The organism is Thauera propionica (assembly GCF_002245655.1).
Classification (GTDB): domain Bacteria; phylum Pseudomonadota; class Gammaproteobacteria; order Burkholderiales; family Rhodocyclaceae; genus Thauera; species Thauera propionica.
The window spans coordinates 1-18,609 of sequence record NZ_NOIH01000032.1 but is presented as its reverse complement, the minus strand read 5'-3'; the positions used below and the strand labels follow the sequence as shown (position 1 = coordinate 18,609).

Sequence of the window (18,609 nt, the reverse complement as noted above, 5' to 3'; positions counted from 1 at the left end):
AAACACCGAAAAACAAGGAAGAACATCATGACCACCATCGCCGTCATCGGGCTGGGCTACGTTGGCCTGCCGCTTGCCGTGGAGTTCGGCAAGAAGTACAGGACGGTCGGCTTCGACCTCTCGGCGGAAAAAGTCGCCGCGTACCGCGACTGCTACGACCCCACCGGTGAAGTCTCGTCCGAGGATCTGCGCGCCGCGACCCAGTTGAGCTGCCATACCGATCCGGCGGTGATCGCCGAGGCGGATTTCATCATCGTCGCCGTGCCCACCCCGGTGGATGCGGCACACCAGCCCGACTTCACGCCGCTGGTGAAGTCGTCCGAGACCGTCGGCCGTCACATGAAGCGCGGCGCGATCGTCGTCTATGAATCCACCGTCTATCCGGGCGCGACCGAGGAGGTCTGCATCCCGATCATCGAGCGCGAGTCGGGCCTGAAGTGGAAGCAGGACTTCTTCGTCGGCTATTCGCCGGAGCGCATCAACCCGGGCGACAAGGAACGTACGGTCACCAAGATCCTCAAGGTCGTCTCCGGCGACACGCCCGAGACCCTGGCCAAGGTGGAGGCGGTCTACGCCTCGGTGATCACGGCCGGAGTCTATCCGGCCAGCTCGATCAAGGTGGCCGAGGCGGCAAAGGTGATCGAGAACACCCAGCGCGATCTGAACATCGCGCTGATGAACGAACTCGCCGTGCTGTTCCACGAGATCGGCATCGACACGCTCGAAGTGCTCAAGGCCGCCGGTACCAAATGGAACTTCCTGCCCTTCCGCCCCGGCCTGGTGGGCGGACACTGCATCGGCGTCGATCCGTACTACCTCACCCACAAGGCCGACATGCTGGGCTACCACCCGCAGGTCATCCTCGCCGGTCGTCGCATCAACGACAGCATGGGCAAGTACGTTGCCGAGCAGACCGTCAAGCAGATGATCGCTGCCGGCTCCAGCATCAAGGGGGCGGACGTCGTGGTGCTTGGCCTGACCTTCAAGGAGGACTGCCCGGACCTGCGCAACAGCAAGGTCATCGACGTCATCCGCGAGTTGCAGAGCTATGGCTGCAGGGTCCATGTGCATGATCCCGTGGCGTCCCCGGCGGAAGCGGTGCACGAGTACGGCGTCAACCTGACGCCCTGGGAAGCCTTGCCGACGGCGCAGGCGATCGTCGCCGCGGTTGCCCATCACCAGTACCTTTCGATGCCGGTTGCGAAGCTGCTCGAAAAACTCTCGGCCGGTGGGGTCTTTGCAGACGTAAAATCCTCGTACGACCCGGCCGCGCTGTCCGCAGCGGGCGTGGTCGTCTGGCGTCTCTGACGAGGTGCATCGGTGAGGTAGTCATGGCACGGCGACAGTCCCCGATTCGACGCAGGTCCGGTGCGCTGCCGTGCAGGCTGCGCATCGCGGGGGCTGTTGCGGCGGTGGCCTTGTCGCTGATGCCGCCGTCAGTGTGGTCTGCCGGCCGCGACCGGGTTGCACAGGCGTTTGCCGAGCAGGCCCGTTACCTTGCGCAGGAAGCCCTGGGCTACGAGCACGGCGAGGGCGTGCCGCGTGATCAGCCCTATGCCGCGCGGCTGTACTGCGAGTCGGCCCGTCTCGGCGATTCGGAAGGCATGTACGCGCTCGGCTGGATGTATGCCAACGGGCGTGGTGTCGAGCGCAACGATGCTTACGCCAACACGCTGTTCGCGATGTCGGCCTTTCTCGGCAACGAGCACGCGGCGCGCATCCAGCGATACCTGGGCGACTACACCGGCGCCGTACCCGCGTGCCTGCATACGCCGTCCGAGATCCTGCAGCAGCGCTGGCCGGTCGAGGGTTTGATTGCACGCCTGCCGCCCGAGCGCCAGGCGGTAGCACGTCTGTTGGCGGAGCTCGCGCCGAAGTACGGCGTGCAGCCTGCGCTGGCGCTGGCGATCGGCCTGACCGAATCGGCCCTCAATCCGAATGCGCTGTCACCGAAGAACGCAATGGGGGTGATGCAGCTCATCCCGGAAACGGCCGAGCGTTTCAACGTCAAGCGCCCCTATGATCCCGAGCAGAACATTCGTGGCGGGCTGACCTACCTGCGCTGGCTGCTGGCCTATTTCGAAGGCGAGGTGGCGCTCGTCGCGGCGGGGTACAACGCCGGGGAGGGGGCGGTCGATCGCTTCCGGGGGGTTCCGCCTTACCGGGAAACCCGTGCCTACGTCGAACGCATCCTTCGTCATGTCGGCCAGGACCGGCATCCCTACGACCGCAGCGTGGTTGCCCCGAGCCCGATGCTACGCACCTTGCGGCTGGCAAGCCAGGAGGATCACGAGACATGAACGATACGACGCCCCGGGGGGCGTTCCAGACGGTTCGCCGTCGACTGTTGCTGGCCGCTTGTGCGGTGATCGTGACCGCCACGGCGCCGGCGCCGGCCTTGGCGGATCTGGTCGGCGTCCTGCCCCGCGTCAAACCGTCCATCGTTGCGGTCGGCACCTTCCAGCGTACGCGCAGCCCCGCCTTTCAGTTTCGCGGCACCGGGTTCGTCGTTGGCGATGGTCGCCTGATCGTCACCAACGCCCATGTGCTGCCCGACGCCGTAGCGACCGACAAGATGGAAGCGCTCGTGATCGCGGTGCCGGGCGCGGATGAAAGCGCGATGGCCCGCCCGGTCGTGCGCATCGCCGCCGATCGCGAACGCGATCTCGCCGTGCTGCGGCTCGAGGGCGGGCCTGCCCTGCCGGCCCTGACGCTGGCGAGAGACGAGCGCGTGCAGGAGGGGCAGGAGATCGCGTTCACCGGTTTCCCGATCGGTGCCGTGCTCGGACTGACGCCCGTCACGCACCGCGGCATCATTTCGGCGGTCACGCCGATCGGCATTCCGCAAGGGAAGGCGCGCGACCTGAACCCCGCGCTGGTTCGCCGCCTCGCCAACGACGTGTTCCGCGTCTATCAGCTCGATGCCACCGCCTACCCGGGCAACAGCGGAAGTCCGATGTTCGACCCGCGCACGGGGGAGGTGATCGGCGTGCTGAACATGGTGTTCGTCAAGTCGACGAAGGAGAACGTGCTGTCGGATCCGTCCGGCATCAGCTATGCGATTCCGGTGGAGTATGTGAACAGACTGCTTGCGGGGGCGCGCTGAGCCGGGAGAGCGGTCGACGCCGGAAGGGAATGGTCCGTCACCAGGAATCGAAAGACTTGCTGGAGGCCAATGTTAAAAGGAAGTTTAGCTTCAGGACTTTGACCGGTACCGTCAAAAATACCGTCAATGACAGGGGGCTGACCTGTTGTGGACTCAGGGCGCGTCATCCTGAGTCGATATTGACGATACCTTACGCGCCTCACTGCCAAGTCACGATAGTGTGAGGTGTAGCGGCCTAGAACATGCTGTTCGAGCATCAAAGGCCCCGCATGAGGCTGAGGATCTACACTGGCAATGAGATCGGCGCACTCCGCCCGAAGCCGGTACCGTACAGGGGAACGCTCAAGAGCGCGCTCGGGCGCGATTTCGGGGAGAACACATAATGCTGCAGGTCATTAAGTTGATGCTGGTGGGGATTGTGTTCGTCACCCCGTCGGTCGCGAACGCTCAGGCGTTCAAGTGTAAGGAGGCTGGCACAGGCAAGACGATCTACTCAGACATGCCGTGCCCGGCCAACAGCTCGGGCGGATACCGTAGCGATTTCCCATCCGTAAATGTGGGCGAGGGCCGACACTACCAGGGCCGTAGTTCCACATTCAGTGACGGGGCTCCGCGTGGTGGAGCGATTGAGCGGTCTGAAGTCGCTGCGCCTATCCAGAAGGAGGTGAAGCGACCTCGTCGATCGGGGCGCGATATGCCTGCTCCGCCGCAACCATCGGCAATCACCAGCTGCGACGCGGGAGGATGCTGGGACAATGTTGGTGGGCGCTATACGAGGGGTGCCGGCCAAACGTATTTCCCTTCGTCTGGTGGTGGCGCCTGTCAGATGATAGGTGGCCGGATGCAGTGTCCGTAGATGAATTCCCATCGTGACGGTCTCGAGTTCGAGTTGTTCTGCGCGTACTGGCTGCGTACCAAGCTCGTGCGTGTTGCTGTGGCTCGCTCGACGCTGGAAAGGTCGCGGGACCTGTAACGAGTTCGCCTTCGATACACTCGAGCGCGCGCGCCACCCACCATCCATGAAGCTCGCCAAGCTGGCATTTCTGTTTGCTGGCAGGCAAAAGACCCGCTCTTGGGGTCTTTGACGTCCCGAGTCGCCTCAGCATCTCCCGTGCGCCTCCAGTCGGGTGACCATCTTCGGACTGCCGCGGTGCCATGCCTCCAGAATCTGCCGATGCGGAGCCGGGTTGTGAGTCACCTCATCGTCCTCGTATAGCTTCCACTCGGCCTTGATCTTGAGCGCCGCCTCCAGGTCATCGAGGTCGCGCCTGCCTCCTTGGGGAGTCATGCCACGCACGATCTCACCGCGCCTATTCATCGACGGCAATACTCTGGCTGCAACCATCTTTCAATCAGGGCGGCAGTGCAACGTCAATCAAGGAAACGGGAGGCACGTTCGAATGGCTGCAGCATGGCCCCTGCATGAAGGGCTCGGGACTGTCTATGGTCCTAGCTGACGTCACGGTTTCCGTAATTTGGCGCGATCTCTTGGCAACCCCTCGTCATTCCAGCAATAATGAGCCGTGGATAAATTGGAATGACGCAGGGAGAGCAGGTGATCGAGAAGGAAGATCCGCCCGCGACAAGCCGTGAAGGCATTCCATGGAGAGTCGAAGATGGCCGTCTCCTCAATTTTCGGGAAGGGGTGGGTTGGGTGCAGCCGTCCGCCGCCGAAGTTTGGTCTTCCATATTCAGCGGCTCTGGAGGCGCGAACGCGGCACAGTCACCGGCCGACGCACTGCCTGATTTCGTGTTTTCGCGTTTCCCGGCCGAACTTGCCCTCGAAGTTTCCGGCAGCGCGCCGAGCGACATCCGAGTCAAGTTGATTGGCATCGGAGCGGAAGGCAGCAAGGCTCCGCTGGTCAATCAGGAATGCGATCAGGTTCTCATTGGGAATATTTGGTATCCGATCCGGACAGATGATTACGCTGAATCATTGGCTGTCCTTTCGGCTCATGGGATTACCGACGGGATAGCGATATCTGTCGGTCAGCTGATCTGGCTCAGAACCCATGCTCACGGCCTTGAGCTTGAGCTTGTCGACTCGCTCCAGTCGTCCGATCCGGCTCACCTGCGCGCGCCCTCAGTCATGGACACGGCAGCCTGGGGACTACAGGCTGATCTGTACCCCTACCAGAAGGATGGCGTCCATTTCCTGAAACTCATCGCCGATCAGGGGCTGGGCTGCATCCTTGGCGACGAGATGGGGTTGGGCAAGACCATCCAGGTCATCACGCTGATGCTCGCGGAGAAATCCGCGGGCCACGGGCCATCGCTGGTCATTTCGCCGGCAACGCTTCTCGAGAACTGGCGGCGGGAACTCGGCTTTTTCGCGCCCTCCCTTGCCGTCCGGATCCATACCGGCCCCGACAGGGCCGGCATCGCCTCCCGGCTTGCCGGCTTCGACGTTGTCGTGACCTCCTACGATACGGCACTCCGGGATGAACCGCTGCTGTCGTCCATCACCTGGAACCTGCTGGCGCTGGACGAGGCACAGAACATCCGGAATCCGGATGCCCGCAGGACAGTGGCGGTCAAGGGCCTGCCCCGGCGGATATCCATTGCCATCACGGGAACGCCGGTTGAGAACCGGCTGACGGACCTCTGGTCACTGTCCGACTTCGCCCTGCCCGGGCTGCTCGGAAACCGGGACGGGTTCGAGCGGCTGTTCGCTGATACGGAGGCCGACGCGGCCGGCCTCGCGCCGATCGTCGCCCCCATCCTGCTCCGCAGACGGGTCCGCGATGTCGCCAGGGACCTGCCCGAGAGGATCGACGTGGCCCAGCCGCTGTCCATGTCCCGCGCCATGGCGGAGGACTATGAACGGACCCGCCAGGAAGCCCTCGAGGAATACGGAAAATCCGGCTCGCTGGTGGCTCTGCAGCGCCTGCGGATGTTCTGCACCCATCCGGCCCTCATCGGGAACTGGCGGGACGACCCCGCGGACGGCATGCCGAAGTACCAGCGGCTGCTCGAACTGCTCGAGGAGATTTTCCAGCAGGGCGAAAAGTGCCTGATTTTCACCAGCTACACCGGCATGACGGACATCTTCCTTGCGGACCTGCCACAACGATTTCCGGGCAGTTTCTTCGGTTTCATGGACGGACGCGTGCCGGTCCCTGAGCGCCAGCAGACAGTTGATGATTTCTCCGCAGCCACCACCGGAGGGGCCCTGTTCCTGAACCCCAGGGCGGCCGGCGTCGGACTCAACATCACCGCGGCGAACCACGTGATCCACTACAACCCCGAGTGGAACCCGGCCCTCGAAGACCAGGCCTCGGCGCGGGCGTACCGCCGCAAGCAGCAGCGTCCCGTGACCATCCACCAGATGTTCTTCGCGGACAGCGTCGAGGAACTGGTGGTCGGGCGCCTTGCCTTGAAGCGCGGACTCTCCGACCACGCGGCGATCGGCCACGAAGGGGACGCGACCATCAGCGAAGTCATGCAGGCGCTGCAGATCTCACCACTCTCCGGAATCCTTGAATGACGCATACGGCCAGAATCACCAAGACACTCAGCGCCAACGACATCGGGGAGACGGGCGCGCACCAGGCGGGCATCCTCGTGCCGAAGGAACCGGCCATCCTCTCCTTCTTCCCGTTCCTCGACCCCGACGCGAAGAACCCGCGCGTGAGTCTGACATTCCGCGAGCCGGACGGAATCACCCGCTGGCATTTTAATTTCATCTACTACAACAATCGGTTTTTCGGCGGCACCCGCAACGAGTACCGGCTTACCTGCATGACGAGGTACCTGAGGGCCCGCAATGCGGCCGTCGGTGACCAAGTCGTGCTTTTCAAGGATGGCGACGGTCGACTCCACGTTGATGTGGAGCGCCTAGATACGCCTGCAGTGACCGGCGACGATGACGTCCTGGTACTCTCGGGCGGCTGGAAAGTCATCCGGATCTGAACAGGAATAGGAAACCCCACATGCCTTCCAGCAATGCAGCGGAACCCCCCTACCTCGACGTGCCACCCGATCCGGAACGGATCATCGAAGGACTGCGGGATACGGGCTACGAATTCAACACCGCCATGGCCGACGTGATCGACAACTCGATTGCGGCCGGCGCCGGCAACATCGACATCACGATCGCCATGGACTTCCGTGGCGCGGTCGCGGTTTCCGTCGCCGATGACGGCTGCGGCATGGACCGGGACGGTCTGGTCAATGCCATGCGCTACGGCTCCAGGCAGCGGGCCAGCCAAGCCAGTCTCGGGAAATTCGGACTGGGCCTGAAGACGGCTTCCACGGCTTTCTGCCGGCGGCTGTCGGCCGTTAGTCGCGGCAGTGATGGTGGCGGGGTCATGAAGGCGACCTGGGACCTTGACCATATTGCCAGGGTCGGGCGCTGGGAACTGCAGCTGGTGGAGGCAAGCCGCAACGAAACCGCGCTCCTAGACACGGTTGCGAAGGGGAAAACCGGCACGCTGATCCTGTGGGAGAACATCGACCGCCTACTCAAGACCTATGCGAAGCCCGACGGAAAGGCAGCCAAGACCGCGCTCAAACGCTACGAGGACGAGCTCCGCTTCCACATTGCCATGGTCTACCAGCGCTTCCTAGACAGCGATGATGCCCGGGCACAGGACGTCAGCATCCGCATCAATGGCAGGCCGGTCGATCCGTGGGACCCGTACAGCCTGCCACTCACGGAAAAGCCCGCCGCCGAAAAGGTCGTACCGGTGAAAACCGGCGACGGAAAGGATGCGGAATTCACCGTCAGAGTCTTCATCCTCCCCCGGAAAAGCGAATTCCCGGACGAGGAAACCCTGAAGGAAGCGCGCCTGACCAATGACAAGCAGGGGATATACGTCTATCGCGAGAACCGGCTGATCCACGGCCCGGACTGGCTCGACATGTACATTAAGGAACCGCACATGACCCTGTGCCGGGTCGAGCTGTCGTTCGACCACAAGCTGGATGACGCCTTCCAGGTGGACATCAAGAAGTCCAGGATCCTGCTCGATGAAGTCCTGTACGACTGGCTGCGGAACAATTTCCTTCCGGGACCGCGCCGCGAAGCATCCGAGCGCTACCGGAAGGGTGTTGACGCAGTGGTCAGCGGTACAGCGGCGCTGCTGCATGCGGTGTCGAACAACGCCATCCACGCCCAGGCCGACAACCTGAAGACGGCCAAGCTCGAAGAGGTCGATGGTGCCACCGGGAATGTGACCGTCTCCAACAAGAATGGTGTCACCAAACTCAGGATCAAGCTGGTCGAGGAAAAGAACAGCGGGGAATGCCACGTTCAGCCGGTCGACGGTCTCCAGGACGGCCTTCTGTGGGAACCGGCCTTCATTAGTAACAATCAGGCCGTCCGGATCAATACCAGTCATCCGTACTATCACAGGATCTACATTCCGAACAAGAAGTCTGGCGTGACGGTGCAGGGACTGGACTCCCTGATGTGGGGACTCTGTGCGGCAGAGCTCGGTAATGTCAGCGAGAGCAGCCAGCGGAATTTCGAGGAAATGCGCTACGAGGTTTCCCGGATCCTGCGCAGGCTTGCGGAGGATCTTCCCGAACCTTCCGAAGACGATCTCTGATGAGCGGTGATGTGCATGCCATTCAGTGAAGAGGCACTGGCGGAAGTCCTAGGCGTCCGCTTCCGGTTGTCCCTTTCCGGCTGTGTCGCAAACACCCCTGGCGGACCACGGCAGGGTGTACGGGCGACGGACATTCCCGAACCCAACGGTTTTGCCGTACTGGTATCCACCGGCTGGAAAAGCTTGGAAGCTGGGTTCTTTCCCGACACCTATGCTGGCGACTTGGTCCGGGCGATGGGACGCAAGGCCGCCACGTCGCACCAGCCCTTCCTTTCGCTCGTGAGTACCTTCGAGGCTGGGGGCAAACGGATCGGCATGAAGGTGAACGGTTCGGTGGTCCTGCCGGAGAACGGCCTGCCGCCCCCGCCTTGGAACCAGCTGGAACTCAGGGTTCGCAGGCTGACGGACGCGACATCCGGCAATGACGGGGACCTGCAGGCAGACGCTGAAACCGTCGCATCGGCCTGCTTGGCCCTGCTGCTGCTCCTGCTACCCCTCGAGGAAGAGGAGCCGGCTGGGCTGCCACTGTTCGAGGCCGGCCTACCGGAAGGGGCGTGCAGCACGGTGACGGTGAATCGCTACGAGCGCAGCCCGGCCAACCGGGCCGCCTGCATTGCGGCCCACGGCTCAAGGTGCGGCATCTGCGGCTTTGATTTCGGCGTAGTGTATGGCCCGCTGGCCCACGGGTACATCGAGGTCCACCACCGCACTCCCGTATCACGCATGGGTGACGGCTACCGGGTCGACCCCGTACACGACCTGATCCCCCTTTGCGCCAACTGCCATGCGGCCGTGCACCGGGTGGATCCACCCATGGAGCCCGAAACACTCAGGGAAATGCTTGCCACCCGCAGACGGATGACGTGCCGCCCTGACTCACGAAGCCATCCTGTCAAACCCTCATAGGAGAATCCAGTGTCAAGCTCACCGTTACTGCTTCATCCGGCCTGTATCAAAACGCTGTCCGCTGTCGAGGCGCATCCAGAGCGGTCAAATCAGCACGAATTCAATGGTGTCGTTGAACTCAAGCAAATTTTCGGCCTAGCTGGATTCTCCCGGCCTGCGAAATTCTCAATTCGGGGAACCAGTATTTCAACGGATGCAGATGTCACTTGGTACGATGCGCGTAGCGCCCATCCGACTCGCACGGAACATCGGCTTTACTTTCAAACCAATACCGTGATGACCCATGCCAACGAGGGTGACAATATCGTCATTGGGTTCGATAAATCCAAGAATCTTCACATTGTATTAATTCCACGAGGTGCCGCAGGCCACAACCCGGGTATCACCAGCTGGCAAACAGTTTAACCGACTAAAAAATCAGTCAACCGGACTCGCTAGGCGGAACCTTGGCGGACTCCGGTGACTGCCGGCCCCTGATCTCGAGACAGGGCTCGTCACCGTGAAGCCACCCCCCAATCAGCTCCGCCGGCATCCCGTCGGCCAGTCTCCCCTGCCCCCGCAGGGCACACTCCCACACCACCGCGACGCGCCAGCCTAGGTCCAGAAGGGCTTGGTGCGTCCGGACGTCCCGCGCCCGGTTGGCGCCGATCTTCGTGTCCCAGAATTCCCGGTTGCTCGACGGCAGGCGGAACAGGGCACAGTCGTGGCCGTGCCAGTAGCAGCCATGCACGAACACTACCGCGTGATGCTTCGGAAACACCATGTCGGGCTTTCCAGGGAGCCGTCTGTCATTGAGACGATATCGGAAGCCTCGCGCAAACAGGGCTTTCCTAACGGCCACCTCGATCCGCGTATTGCTCCCGCAGATGCCGGACATCATCCGGCTTCGGGTGGCGCGGTCGACGATGTCGGCCAAGGATCAAGCCGCGGCTTGGTGTTCCGGGAGCGGCTGCTCCGCCTGTCCGGTGACCAGGGGCGCCATCACGCGGGCCACCTCGCGCATGACCGGCATCACCACGCTGTTGCCGAACTGCTTGTAGGCCCGCATATCGGACACGGGAATGCGGAACGTGTCCGGAAAACCCATCAGGCGGGCGCACTCGCGCGGCGTCAGCCGGCGCGGGTTGATGCCCTCGCCCTGGTACACTAGGATCTCGGAGCCATCCTTGTAGTAGCGCGCTGACAGGGTGCGCGCCACCGAGTCCGGAAAGGCCAGCCCGAAGCCGAAGCCGTTGCCCTTGGCCCGGTGCTTGGCGGCGTAATCCTGCAGGTACTGCCACAGCTTTGGAGTCAGGGTGTACTTGTCCTGGACCTTGCGGGCATCGTGGCTGAAGAAACGGTCGCCGTCCCAAGGCAGTACTGGCTCGGTGCCGTCGGTGCGGTGCAGGATGTCGCGCATCACCTGCACGCCCTTCGGCGGTAGATCAACCGCATCCCAGTCGAAGCGGATGTCGTCCTCCTTCCGGAAGCCTACGATCAGGATGCGCTCGCGGTGCTGTGGCACGAAGTGGGCGCCATCGACCACCCGCGGGGAGATGTCGTAACCAAGCTCGATGAGAGAACACTTGATAACGTCCCATGTCCGCCCCTTGTCATGGGACATCAGGTTCTTGACGTTCTCCAGCAGGAAGGCGCGCGGGCGCTTCTCCTCGATGATCCTGCACACGTCAAAGAACAGCGTGCCTTGGGTGTCGCAGGCGAAACCGTGCGCGCGCCCCAGCGCATTCTTCTTCGACACGCCCGCGATGGAAAACGGCTGGCAGGGGAAGCCGGCCAGCAGCACATCATGGTCCGGAATGTCGCGGGCCTCAATCTTCGTGATGTCGCCGGTCAGCGGGTGACTGTCGCCAAAATTCTCGGCGTAGGTCTTCTGCGCGTAGCTATCCCACTCGCTTGTAAACACGCACTGGCCGCCGTGCGCCTCGAAGCCCAGCCTTATCCCACCGACACCGGCAAACAGGTCGATGAACGTGAAGGCCGGACCATTACCGGAAAAATGACACGGCGCCTGCGCGAGCAGGGCACGCAGGGCAGGACCGAGCAGTTGGGGGCAGGGTGTCTCGCCTTGCTCCCAGCGCCGGACGGTCTTGATGTCCTTCCCAACGTAGTCTGCAATCTGGCGCTGGGTGAATCGGGTTCTGGCCTCCCTGAGCAGGCCGAGGGCGGTATCGTCGTTCACGATTCTCTCTGGGAATTTTTGCGGACATTATGACCGCTTTAGTTCCCCGAGACTACTGTATAGGTGAATTTGCAGGAAGCAGCGGAATCAGGGCATAGATCTCTCTGGACCGACTACACGGCTGAGACGCCCAACGACGAGATCCTGCGCCGGCTGCTGGCGCTGAACCTGGAGAGAGCGAGCTAGCCAACGAGTGCGGAGGTGCTCAATGCTTGGGCACCACCCGTTGGCCCTTTCCGCTCATCCACTTACCGCCGCGCCCCACGGGTTATCCACAGCCTTTCCCACGCAGACCGGGGACAAAATAATGCGCTTTCCTTGCGTACCGGCTGCGTACCAATCGTGTGCGTACTGCTGAGGCTCGCCCAGGTCAGTAGCGCGTGGCTGCTCCCCTATTGACTCGTGGCGGGGGCTGAGTCGCTCGGAGTTATATCAGGCCGTTGGCCGGCGGCGGGCTGAGTCAGCATTGAACAAATGCGGCACCAAGTTAATTGTCCTTTAGGTCATTGTGGGTACCGGCCCTTGAGGCATCTAGGGGCAAAGGCGAGTGATCCGCTTGATTGCCGCTTGGGGGCCGGTGAATTCGATAGGACAGGTAGTAAAGCCCAAGCATGGTCACCACGAGCAGATGCGCCGAGACTACAGAGTAAATAATGACAAAACTTGCCCTGATGCAGAGTCGCGCCCCTTCAGGTAGCAACGCAGCGACCCCACTGCTGACGAGGCTCGCAAAGCCACCAATGAAGTAAATACAAATTGATAGCAGTGCTAAATGACCGAACAGGAGGCTAAGAAACCTTCTCCTCGTCAGCGGGATGCGCTTCTCTACCCCCTTACGCATCTCAACCAGCATGGCTGGAGAGCCATCAAGAGGTTGGTCAAGAACGGGGCTAGGAAACGTTGCTACAGCTGCCAGCGCAGCGACATAAAAGCCTGTCATGATCTGCAGGAGATCGGTAATCAAGCTGACGTAGCCGCCATCACCGAAAACCGAGACACTTGAGCCAAGTGCCAACACGATTGCCGACACCAACAAACCGACGATGAGCGGAAGCACAACATCAATTTTGTGCTTCACCGTATGCTCGATCTTCAGGTATCTGAAGGGCGTCAGAAGTTGGCTTACTTGGGCACGCATCTTCACACCGTATCAGCTTTCGTACAGTAGCGAGATCATCTTCGCCGCAAATGCTTGGTTGATCTCCGGGGAGCATTGCTGAAGATCCACGTCTGCTGTGATGAGCTCGTCCTTCAAAACCAGCACGTCATGCAGGTCTGCTTCAGAGGTTCCCATCACAAAAGATTTTTGGCGTCCCTCTTTCTTCTTGTAACGAACGCGTAGATCCTGATATCCGTTATTTTTCCCCCAGCGTCGCAGCTTCGAAACGGCAAGCTGAACTATGTCGTCCTTCCGAGCTTCATTGCTCAAGCTGACCTTCAGCACATGAGACTCTTCGAAGAAATACCCTTCTTCGTCCAACGCTTCTGCAGTCTTCACCCGCTTTATCAGTTCGAGGCCCGCCAACTGCCCCCGCTCGAGTTCATCGACGAAAGACTTAGATGGCGTGCCGAGCAGTTCGCTTGCTGGCCTGTAGGTTTTGGCCTCAAGCTTGGCCTCATCGAGGTACTCAAACTGTCCTTCGGTAGCCTCCTTAATTTGCCTCTTGAGAAAAGGGGCCACCGAACTGCGGCCGAGTCCAGGGACGATCTCGAGCAAGAATGGGTAGGTGTCCTCTTTCCCGTCAATGGGCTGTAATCCAATGACCGCATGCGCTGAAACCGCTACGCCTTCACCCTTGAGCTTTGGCTCGAGGCGCAGCGAACCTGTTTGAAGGTCAGCAAAGACTGGGTCTGTTGCATCTTGATCGGCATACTGAAACAAGAGCACCAATGCTTCAGGATGCCCCTTCTGACGAGTTTGCGAGAAGTCAGTGATTCGGTATGCCGAGCGCTCATTGTCCTTCAGCTGAAAAGCATCTCCATCGTCGATGCGCCGTTGGAGATGCGGGATGACCTCTGCGAGCTTGATGCTCGGTGCATCTGGCGGATCGGGCGTCAAAACCAGCTCGTGAAACTGTATCCAGCGTTCCCTGATGTGCAGCATCTGAAGACCTCCAGTGCGGATGTGTCGGAAAGCTGTAGTCTATGGTCATGCTGGGCTTCATACCAAGCGGTTAGACTTCGTTTCGAGCGATGAAGGCCACCGTGCTTGTCAGCACAAGCGTGTTGCACGCGGCACGTGGGCGCACTTGCCCGCGAACGGCGGAGTTGGGGCATGCACTCAACCTTGCCGGATTATTGACGTTCAGAAACGACAAACCCGCCACGCGGGCGGGTCTGGTTGAAGCGAGGGATTCCGCTCAGTCGGGGGACCTAGGCGACACCCATCAACTTGCAGCGCCCGACGACAGGCCAAACCTTGCCGGTCCTAATTTCCACCTCGAACTCGCGCGGTTCTTTCGCGTTGCAATCCGCCAGAGTCAGCGTGTCACCGGACTGTTCAACGAAGTCGCCAAATACCTGCCGGCCGTCATCGGTCAGCGCATAGATCTCATCGCCGGTTTTGGGCTGAAGCACGGTGCAGATGACCGACTCGCCGCGCTTGAATCGGGGGCGGAAAGCGTCAGTTTCGATCTGATCCACGAAATGCGGCGCGGTGCGGGTGGTGGTTGTCGTGTGCATGGTGTGTGCTCCTGTTGCGGTCTGAATCTCCGCGCCCCGCTTTCCAATCGGGGTGGCGGAACAGTGCGGGGTTGGAAAGACCGGCCTACAGGAAACCGGCAGCCCGAAGGCTCCCTGCACGGCCCGCCATTGAACAGGCGATACCGTGCAACCGACGTGAAAAAGCCGCGACGTGCGCGGCCTCATCGGCCTGTAGGTTTCGGGCTTTCCAATTCCCGGTCGCCTCTGTTTCGGTGACATACGGTTCATCCACTAGCCCAATGTCAGCGGTCAAGCTTGGTTCTCGTGGATGCCTCGGCCATGGATGCCAGGATCGGCATCCCCCTCATGATCGTACCGCTGGCCGGTGTCACGTTTTCTCTGGTCCTCATGGGGTTCGCTTTGTTTTCTGAGCCCTTCCGTTGCTTGCTGACCGGGCCTTGCCCTGTGCGCTGGTCGGTCCTGTGCTCAGTCCTCCGTGCAACTTGCAGCGCCCGCTGCCGTAGATTGCGGTCAGTTTGCACGGCGTGCCCGCCCTGGTCCGTGCGCCACAGGTAAGGCCGATGAGGTCACGCGGCAGCCGGGGATAGACGGGCGGCGGATGCTGGTAGCCGAGCTCACGCCATTCGTTTGCGAGTCGCTCATGCTCGGCGTGATACTTGCGCCATCGGCGGCGGCGCTCTCGATCCGGATCAGTCTGCATTGCGTTCATCGCTGTTTTCCTCGTGCAGCTTCTTTCGCGCGCGCGTACATTTCACCAATCGGGCACACGCCTGCTTCGCGCGCGCGTATTGGTCGCACAGCGCCGCGAATGCTGGCGGAGTGTCACCTTCCGTCATCAGGCGCGGCCGTTGAGGCGGGTTCTTGGGACTGGCGCAACTCGCGGCGGACCTCACTCACTTTCGCGGACAGCGCCGAGTTGAGCTGTGCCCCCTCGTGCCCGATCTCGATCGCGACGAACTGCTGCGCAGCGCCGGTCATCACCTCGCCCAGCATGCGCGACTCGCGCGGGGTGAGGATCATCAACGAGTCGCCGACCTCCAGCACTGTTGTGCCGTCCGGGCACAAGGTGCGCGAGATCGGGCGGGCCGGCTTGTGCTGCTCCATCGGCACGAACACACCACGCTGCACGCGGCGGATCCTTCCATTGTCGACGAGGTGCCCTAGGCGGTCGTCGATGGTCGTGAGCTTGAGTCCCGTCAGCTCGGCAAGGATTTCGCGCGTGACAATCTGCTCGCGGGCGTGCAGGTCCTGGATCGCCTCGAGGATTGTTTCGGCGGTCGGGCGCTTCGGATTCGTGGTCGTGTCGATCATTGCCGCCCCCTTGCTTGCCATGCTTGGAGGGCCAACAAGAGCGCTTCGGCGCGGCCATCGTCCTTCACCCGCGTCAGGTGTGCGGCGGCGTGGGGGAGGGCGCGCTTCGCGGTGGCGACCGATACGGCCTTGTCGCTGCCGGCGGGGATGCCGGCGCGCCGCTTCCATACCGCGGGCTGAATCAGGTCGTGCGGCAGCTCGAGGGCGCCGAGCACGCCGAGAATGCAGCCGAATGAGTGGCCGAACCCGAATCCGCCCACGGCGCCTTCACCCGGGCGAGGGCCAACGCGCTCGACAAGGACGAATGCCGGCGTGTGCTGGCGCAGGATGGCGGCCAGCCCGGCGGGGTCGATCTGCTTGCGGCCGGTGGTGGACGGCAAGACTGGCATGTCGGCGACTGCGGCGAAGTTGCCGGCGTGATCGACAAGGCCGACCGCACCGGATACGCCTGGGTCGATGCCGGCAAAGAGGATGTGGGAGGGAGCGGTCATGATTGGGCTTCTCCTGATTGGCGTGTCTTCTTACTGACCGTTTCCGGAATCCCAGAAACGGGGAAAAACGGGGTTGGCTTGCGGATCATCAGAGCCGCTCCGATGAGCCCTTTCGCTCCCCGAAATTCCCCGAAATTCGCCGAAACGGTTCCGCCTGGGCCCGAAATTCCCCGCGCCCCCTTAAAGGGGGCAGGGAAGAACGGGGAGAACTGGGGGAGGCGGTTCATGCAAGCCATAGCCACCCATCCCGCAGCACCAAAGCACCGCTATTCACAAGCCCAGTGATCGCCTGCCTCGTCCGCTCGGTCTTCCTGTCGGACTCGACTGCCAGCCGATTGCGAGTCTTCTCGATAGCTTCTTGGATCTCAATGCACGGACGGGTCGGCGGCGCGCCAGCCATACCGAAACGCCGCGCATCTCGCAGCAGTTCGCGCAGTGCGTCGTAGATGATTTTCTGGTTTCCACCTGTCGGCAGCTTCACCCGACGGACGGCATCGGCGGTGCGCTCTTCTGGCGCGACCACACATGAGGTGATCGGGTCGCCGTCCTCGTCCTCCCCGATCTCCACCACATCCAGGCGGAACGGATGACCCTTGCCGTCCTCTCCGTCCTTGGCCTTGGCTTGCTTCCACTCGCGCCTGTCGTCGGTGCGCGTCACCTCGATGCAGGCATCCAGGGCTGCGAAGAGGGACGAATGCCCACGAGCCCCACGGGTGGCGTCCTTGCCGGTGTGATGCACGATCAGGACCAGTCCGCCGATTCTTGCTTGCAGCTCGGTGAGGGCGGCGATCAAAAGGCCCATGTCGGCGCTACTGTTCTCGTCGGCGCCGCCGGCTGCGCGGTTCAGGGTGTCGATGACCGTGATTCCATCCATGATGCCCGCCGCTTTCAGCGTCTCCGCGAGCGCGGGCACGTCGGCGATGCTCAGAAGCTCGAACCGCTCGACGATCACCCGGAAGCGATCGGGGAGCCGGCGACCGGTGCGAATCTCGTAGGCGGCGATACGGCTCGCAATACCGGCCTCACCTTCGAGCGCCACGTAAGCGACCGGCGCCGCATGCACGCGGTTGCCGAACCACGCATGTCCATGCGCCACGGCTGCCACTAGGTCCAGCGCAAGGAATGTTTTCCCGCTACCGCTCGGGCCGATAAGGGCGGCGAACCCGGTCTGAGGAAGGACGTTCTTCACCCGCCAGCGAAGGCGGGGGCGGTCGGCGAGATCGGACGAGGTGAGAAGCTGGTAGCGCCTGACCGACGGCGCGGGGTCTCTGACCGCAGCGAAGGCAGGCGAGCTCACAGTTGCACCTCAACGCCACGGTCGACGGACTTGATGAACCACGCGCGGCCGCTGCGCTCCATGTCCAGCACGATTAGCCGGCGCGGATCCGCCTGCAGGACTCGACGCAGCAGTGCCCGCAGTCGGGACGGCGGGGACTTCGAGCGCCAGTGTGGAACGATGGCATCAAGGTCGCGGGCGAAGCTGAAGTCGAGCGCGCTGGGGTCGGCGTCCTCTGAGACCGTCACCTGCGGACAGCACACGGACAGTGCGCGGCCGTCGACGTCCGCCAGATCGGCGCCGAAGTGCCATTTCGGCGGCCACGAGTCCAGGCGCACGATGACGGTTTCGCCGGCAGGGCGTTGCCCTTGGTGGCGCAGGTCTGCCAGCGGCCGGGCGTAGGCTGGCAGCTTTGCGCGGGGGGCGGCGTTGTGTCGTGGAATCAATCGACGCTCCTCCGCTCTTCGGAGACTGCGCGAAAGTCGTCCATCAGGCGCACCAGCGAACGGTCGTCCAAGTCGTGCATGAAGCACCAACGTTCACGGTTGCGACCCCATTCGATGATCGGTGCTTCCAGAGCGATCGAAACACGGAACGGGCCGCGGATCTGGTTATAACGGACGGGCGCGATATAGCGGACGCGCAGGTTGCGTTCGCCCTCAAGGCGGTGGCGGATGCGGTTCATGCTGCACCATCCTGCTTAAGCAGATCGGGGCGCCACGTCAGCGGGTTGTAGAGCGCGTGAGGGGCGAGAGGTGCAGTAGAATCGGGGGCAGAAGTTTTGCCTTGCGCCTCGGTCATCGCCGGGGCGTTTTCTTTTTTGGTCGAGGTGCCGGCCTCAGTTCGTCCCGCACTCATGCCGCCACCTCCCCAGCGGTGAGGCTTTCGAGGTATGCGCGGATTGCGCCGACTTTCCAGCGGGTGGTCTTGGGGCCGACCTTGATAGGAGCGGGGAGGGTGCCGGCCTTGGCTTTGCGCCAGACCGTATTGCGGCTTTGGCCGGTCACGACAGCTACGGTTCTGTCATCGACCAGGGCGGAGTCAGGGAGACTGTCGAAGTTGATGATCGACGGCTTGATACGGCTCTATGCCGTTTCCAGTGGAAATTGACTTCTCAACAAACA

The 18,609-nt window shown here is 62.2% G+C and carries 21 protein-coding genes; 8 read left to right on the top strand and 13 right to left on the bottom strand.

The features are described 5' to 3' along the window. Positions 1–27 precede the first annotated feature (27 nt). From CGK74_RS16950 to CGK74_RS16940, 3 genes are all read left to right on the top strand, one after another. Positions 28–1,308 carry a nucleotide sugar dehydrogenase gene (locus tag CGK74_RS16950; RefSeq protein ID WP_094269585.1) on the top strand — a complete coding sequence of 427 codons (1,281 nt, stop codon included), beginning with the start codon at positions 28–30 and terminating at the stop codon, positions 1,306–1,308. A 119-nt stretch (positions 1,309–1,427) separates the two neighbouring features. Beyond that, positions 1,428–2,300 carry a lytic transglycosylase domain-containing protein gene (locus CGK74_RS16945; RefSeq protein ID WP_240498769.1) on the top strand — a complete coding sequence of 291 codons (873 nt, stop codon included), beginning with the start codon at positions 1,428–1,430 and terminating at the stop codon, positions 2,298–2,300. After that, complete coding sequence (locus CGK74_RS16940) at positions 2,297–3,106, top strand: S1 family peptidase (protein WP_094269583.1); 810 nt, start codon at positions 2,297–2,299, stop codon at positions 3,104–3,106. The genes CGK74_RS16945 and CGK74_RS16940 overlap by 4 nt, the downstream gene beginning before the upstream one ends. Positions 3,107–4,205: 1,099 nt before the next feature. Here the strand turns inward: CGK74_RS16940 and CGK74_RS16935 are convergent. Continuing rightward, the gene (locus CGK74_RS16935; protein ID WP_133091931.1) at positions 4,206–4,394 is read right to left on the bottom strand and encodes a hypothetical protein; all 189 of its coding nucleotides are present in this window, start codon (positions 4,392–4,394) and stop codon (positions 4,206–4,208) included. Positions 4,395–4,643: 249 nt separating this feature from the next. Here CGK74_RS16935 and CGK74_RS16930 point away from each other — a divergent pair, with 249 nt between their 5' ends. The 5 genes from CGK74_RS16930 to CGK74_RS16910 are packed head-to-tail and all read left to right on the top strand — an operon-like array spanning position 4,644 to position 9,969. Further along, positions 4,644–6,593, top strand: coding sequence for a DEAD/DEAH box helicase (locus CGK74_RS16930; RefSeq protein ID WP_094269581.1), 1,950 nt, complete (start codon positions 4,644–4,646; stop codon positions 6,591–6,593). Continuing rightward, positions 6,590–7,018 (top strand): EcoRII N-terminal effector-binding domain-containing protein, encoded by a 429-nt coding sequence (locus tag CGK74_RS16925; protein ID WP_094269580.1) that lies wholly within the window; start codon positions 6,590–6,592, stop codon positions 7,016–7,018. The genes CGK74_RS16930 and CGK74_RS16925 overlap by 4 nt, the downstream gene beginning before the upstream one ends. 20 nt (positions 7,019–7,038) lie before the next feature. Beyond that, positions 7,039–8,658, top strand: coding sequence for an ATP-binding protein (locus CGK74_RS16920; protein ID WP_094269579.1), 1,620 nt, complete (start codon positions 7,039–7,041; stop codon positions 8,656–8,658). 15 nt (positions 8,659–8,673) lie between these two features. Next, positions 8,674–9,564, top strand: coding sequence for an HNH endonuclease (locus CGK74_RS16915; RefSeq protein ID WP_165770105.1), 891 nt, complete (start codon positions 8,674–8,676; stop codon positions 9,562–9,564). A gap of 9 nt (positions 9,565–9,573) precedes the next feature. Further along, positions 9,574–9,969, top strand: a complete 396-nt coding sequence (locus tag CGK74_RS16910) for a type II restriction endonuclease (protein ID WP_094269577.1) — start codon at positions 9,574–9,576, stop codon at positions 9,967–9,969. A gap of 16 nt (positions 9,970–9,985) precedes the next feature. Here CGK74_RS16910 and CGK74_RS16905 read toward each other — a convergent pair whose 3' ends face one another. The 12 genes from CGK74_RS16905 to CGK74_RS18970 form a co-directional block, all read right to left on the bottom strand. After that, positions 9,986–10,480, bottom strand: coding sequence for a very short patch repair endonuclease (locus CGK74_RS16905; RefSeq protein WP_094269576.1), 495 nt, complete (start codon positions 10,478–10,480; stop codon positions 9,986–9,988). A gap of 3 nt (positions 10,481–10,483) precedes the next feature. Further along, a complete protein-coding gene (gene dcm, locus CGK74_RS16900) occupies positions 10,484–11,743 on the bottom strand; it encodes a DNA (cytosine-5-)-methyltransferase (protein WP_094269575.1) in 1,260 nt (419 codons plus the stop codon). Positions 11,744–12,230: 487 nt separating this feature from the next. Beyond that, the gene (locus CGK74_RS16895) at positions 12,231–12,881 is read right to left on the bottom strand and encodes a hypothetical protein (protein ID WP_094269574.1); all 651 of its coding nucleotides are present in this window, start codon (positions 12,879–12,881) and stop codon (positions 12,231–12,233) included. Positions 12,882–12,893: 12 nt separating this feature from the next. Continuing rightward, a complete protein-coding gene (locus tag CGK74_RS16890) occupies positions 12,894–13,847 on the bottom strand; it encodes a hypothetical protein (RefSeq protein WP_094269573.1) in 954 nt (317 codons plus the stop codon). A gap of 269 nt (positions 13,848–14,116) precedes the next feature. After that, positions 14,117–14,425 carry a hypothetical protein gene (locus CGK74_RS16885; protein WP_094269572.1) on the bottom strand — a complete coding sequence of 103 codons (309 nt, stop codon included), beginning with the start codon at positions 14,423–14,425 and terminating at the stop codon, positions 14,117–14,119. Between the two features lie 367 nt (positions 14,426–14,792). Next, positions 14,793–15,107 carry an HGGxSTG domain-containing protein gene (locus CGK74_RS19525; protein WP_420823185.1) on the bottom strand — a complete coding sequence of 105 codons (315 nt, stop codon included), beginning with the start codon at positions 15,105–15,107 and terminating at the stop codon, positions 14,793–14,795. Positions 15,108–15,229: 122 nt separating this feature from the next. Then, a complete protein-coding gene (locus tag CGK74_RS16875; protein ID WP_094269571.1) occupies positions 15,230–15,718 on the bottom strand; it encodes a hypothetical protein in 489 nt (162 codons plus the stop codon). Continuing rightward, the gene (locus CGK74_RS16870; protein WP_094269570.1) at positions 15,715–16,209 is read right to left on the bottom strand and encodes a RuvC family protein; all 495 of its coding nucleotides are present in this window, start codon (positions 16,207–16,209) and stop codon (positions 15,715–15,717) included. The genes CGK74_RS16875 and CGK74_RS16870 overlap by 4 nt, the downstream gene beginning before the upstream one ends. Positions 16,210–16,432: 223 nt before the next feature. Next, on the bottom strand, positions 16,433–17,506 hold the full coding sequence (locus tag CGK74_RS16865) for an AAA family ATPase (RefSeq protein WP_094269569.1): 1,074 nt from the start codon (positions 17,504–17,506) through the stop codon (positions 16,433–16,435). After that, on the bottom strand, positions 17,503–17,931 hold the full coding sequence (locus tag CGK74_RS16860) for a hypothetical protein (protein WP_094269568.1): 429 nt from the start codon (positions 17,929–17,931) through the stop codon (positions 17,503–17,505). Before CGK74_RS16860 ends, CGK74_RS16865 begins: the two co-directional genes overlap by 4 nt. Then, positions 17,928–18,170: a hypothetical protein gene (locus tag CGK74_RS16855; RefSeq protein ID WP_094269567.1), complete on the bottom strand. Its 243-nt coding sequence runs from the start codon at positions 18,168–18,170 to the stop codon at positions 17,928–17,930. The genes CGK74_RS16860 and CGK74_RS16855 overlap by 4 nt, the downstream gene beginning before the upstream one ends. After that, on the bottom strand, positions 18,167–18,343 hold the full coding sequence (locus CGK74_RS18970; RefSeq protein ID WP_165770104.1) for a hypothetical protein: 177 nt from the start codon (positions 18,341–18,343) through the stop codon (positions 18,167–18,169). The genes CGK74_RS16855 and CGK74_RS18970 overlap by 4 nt, the downstream gene beginning before the upstream one ends. Positions 18,344–18,609 lie beyond the last annotated feature (266 nt).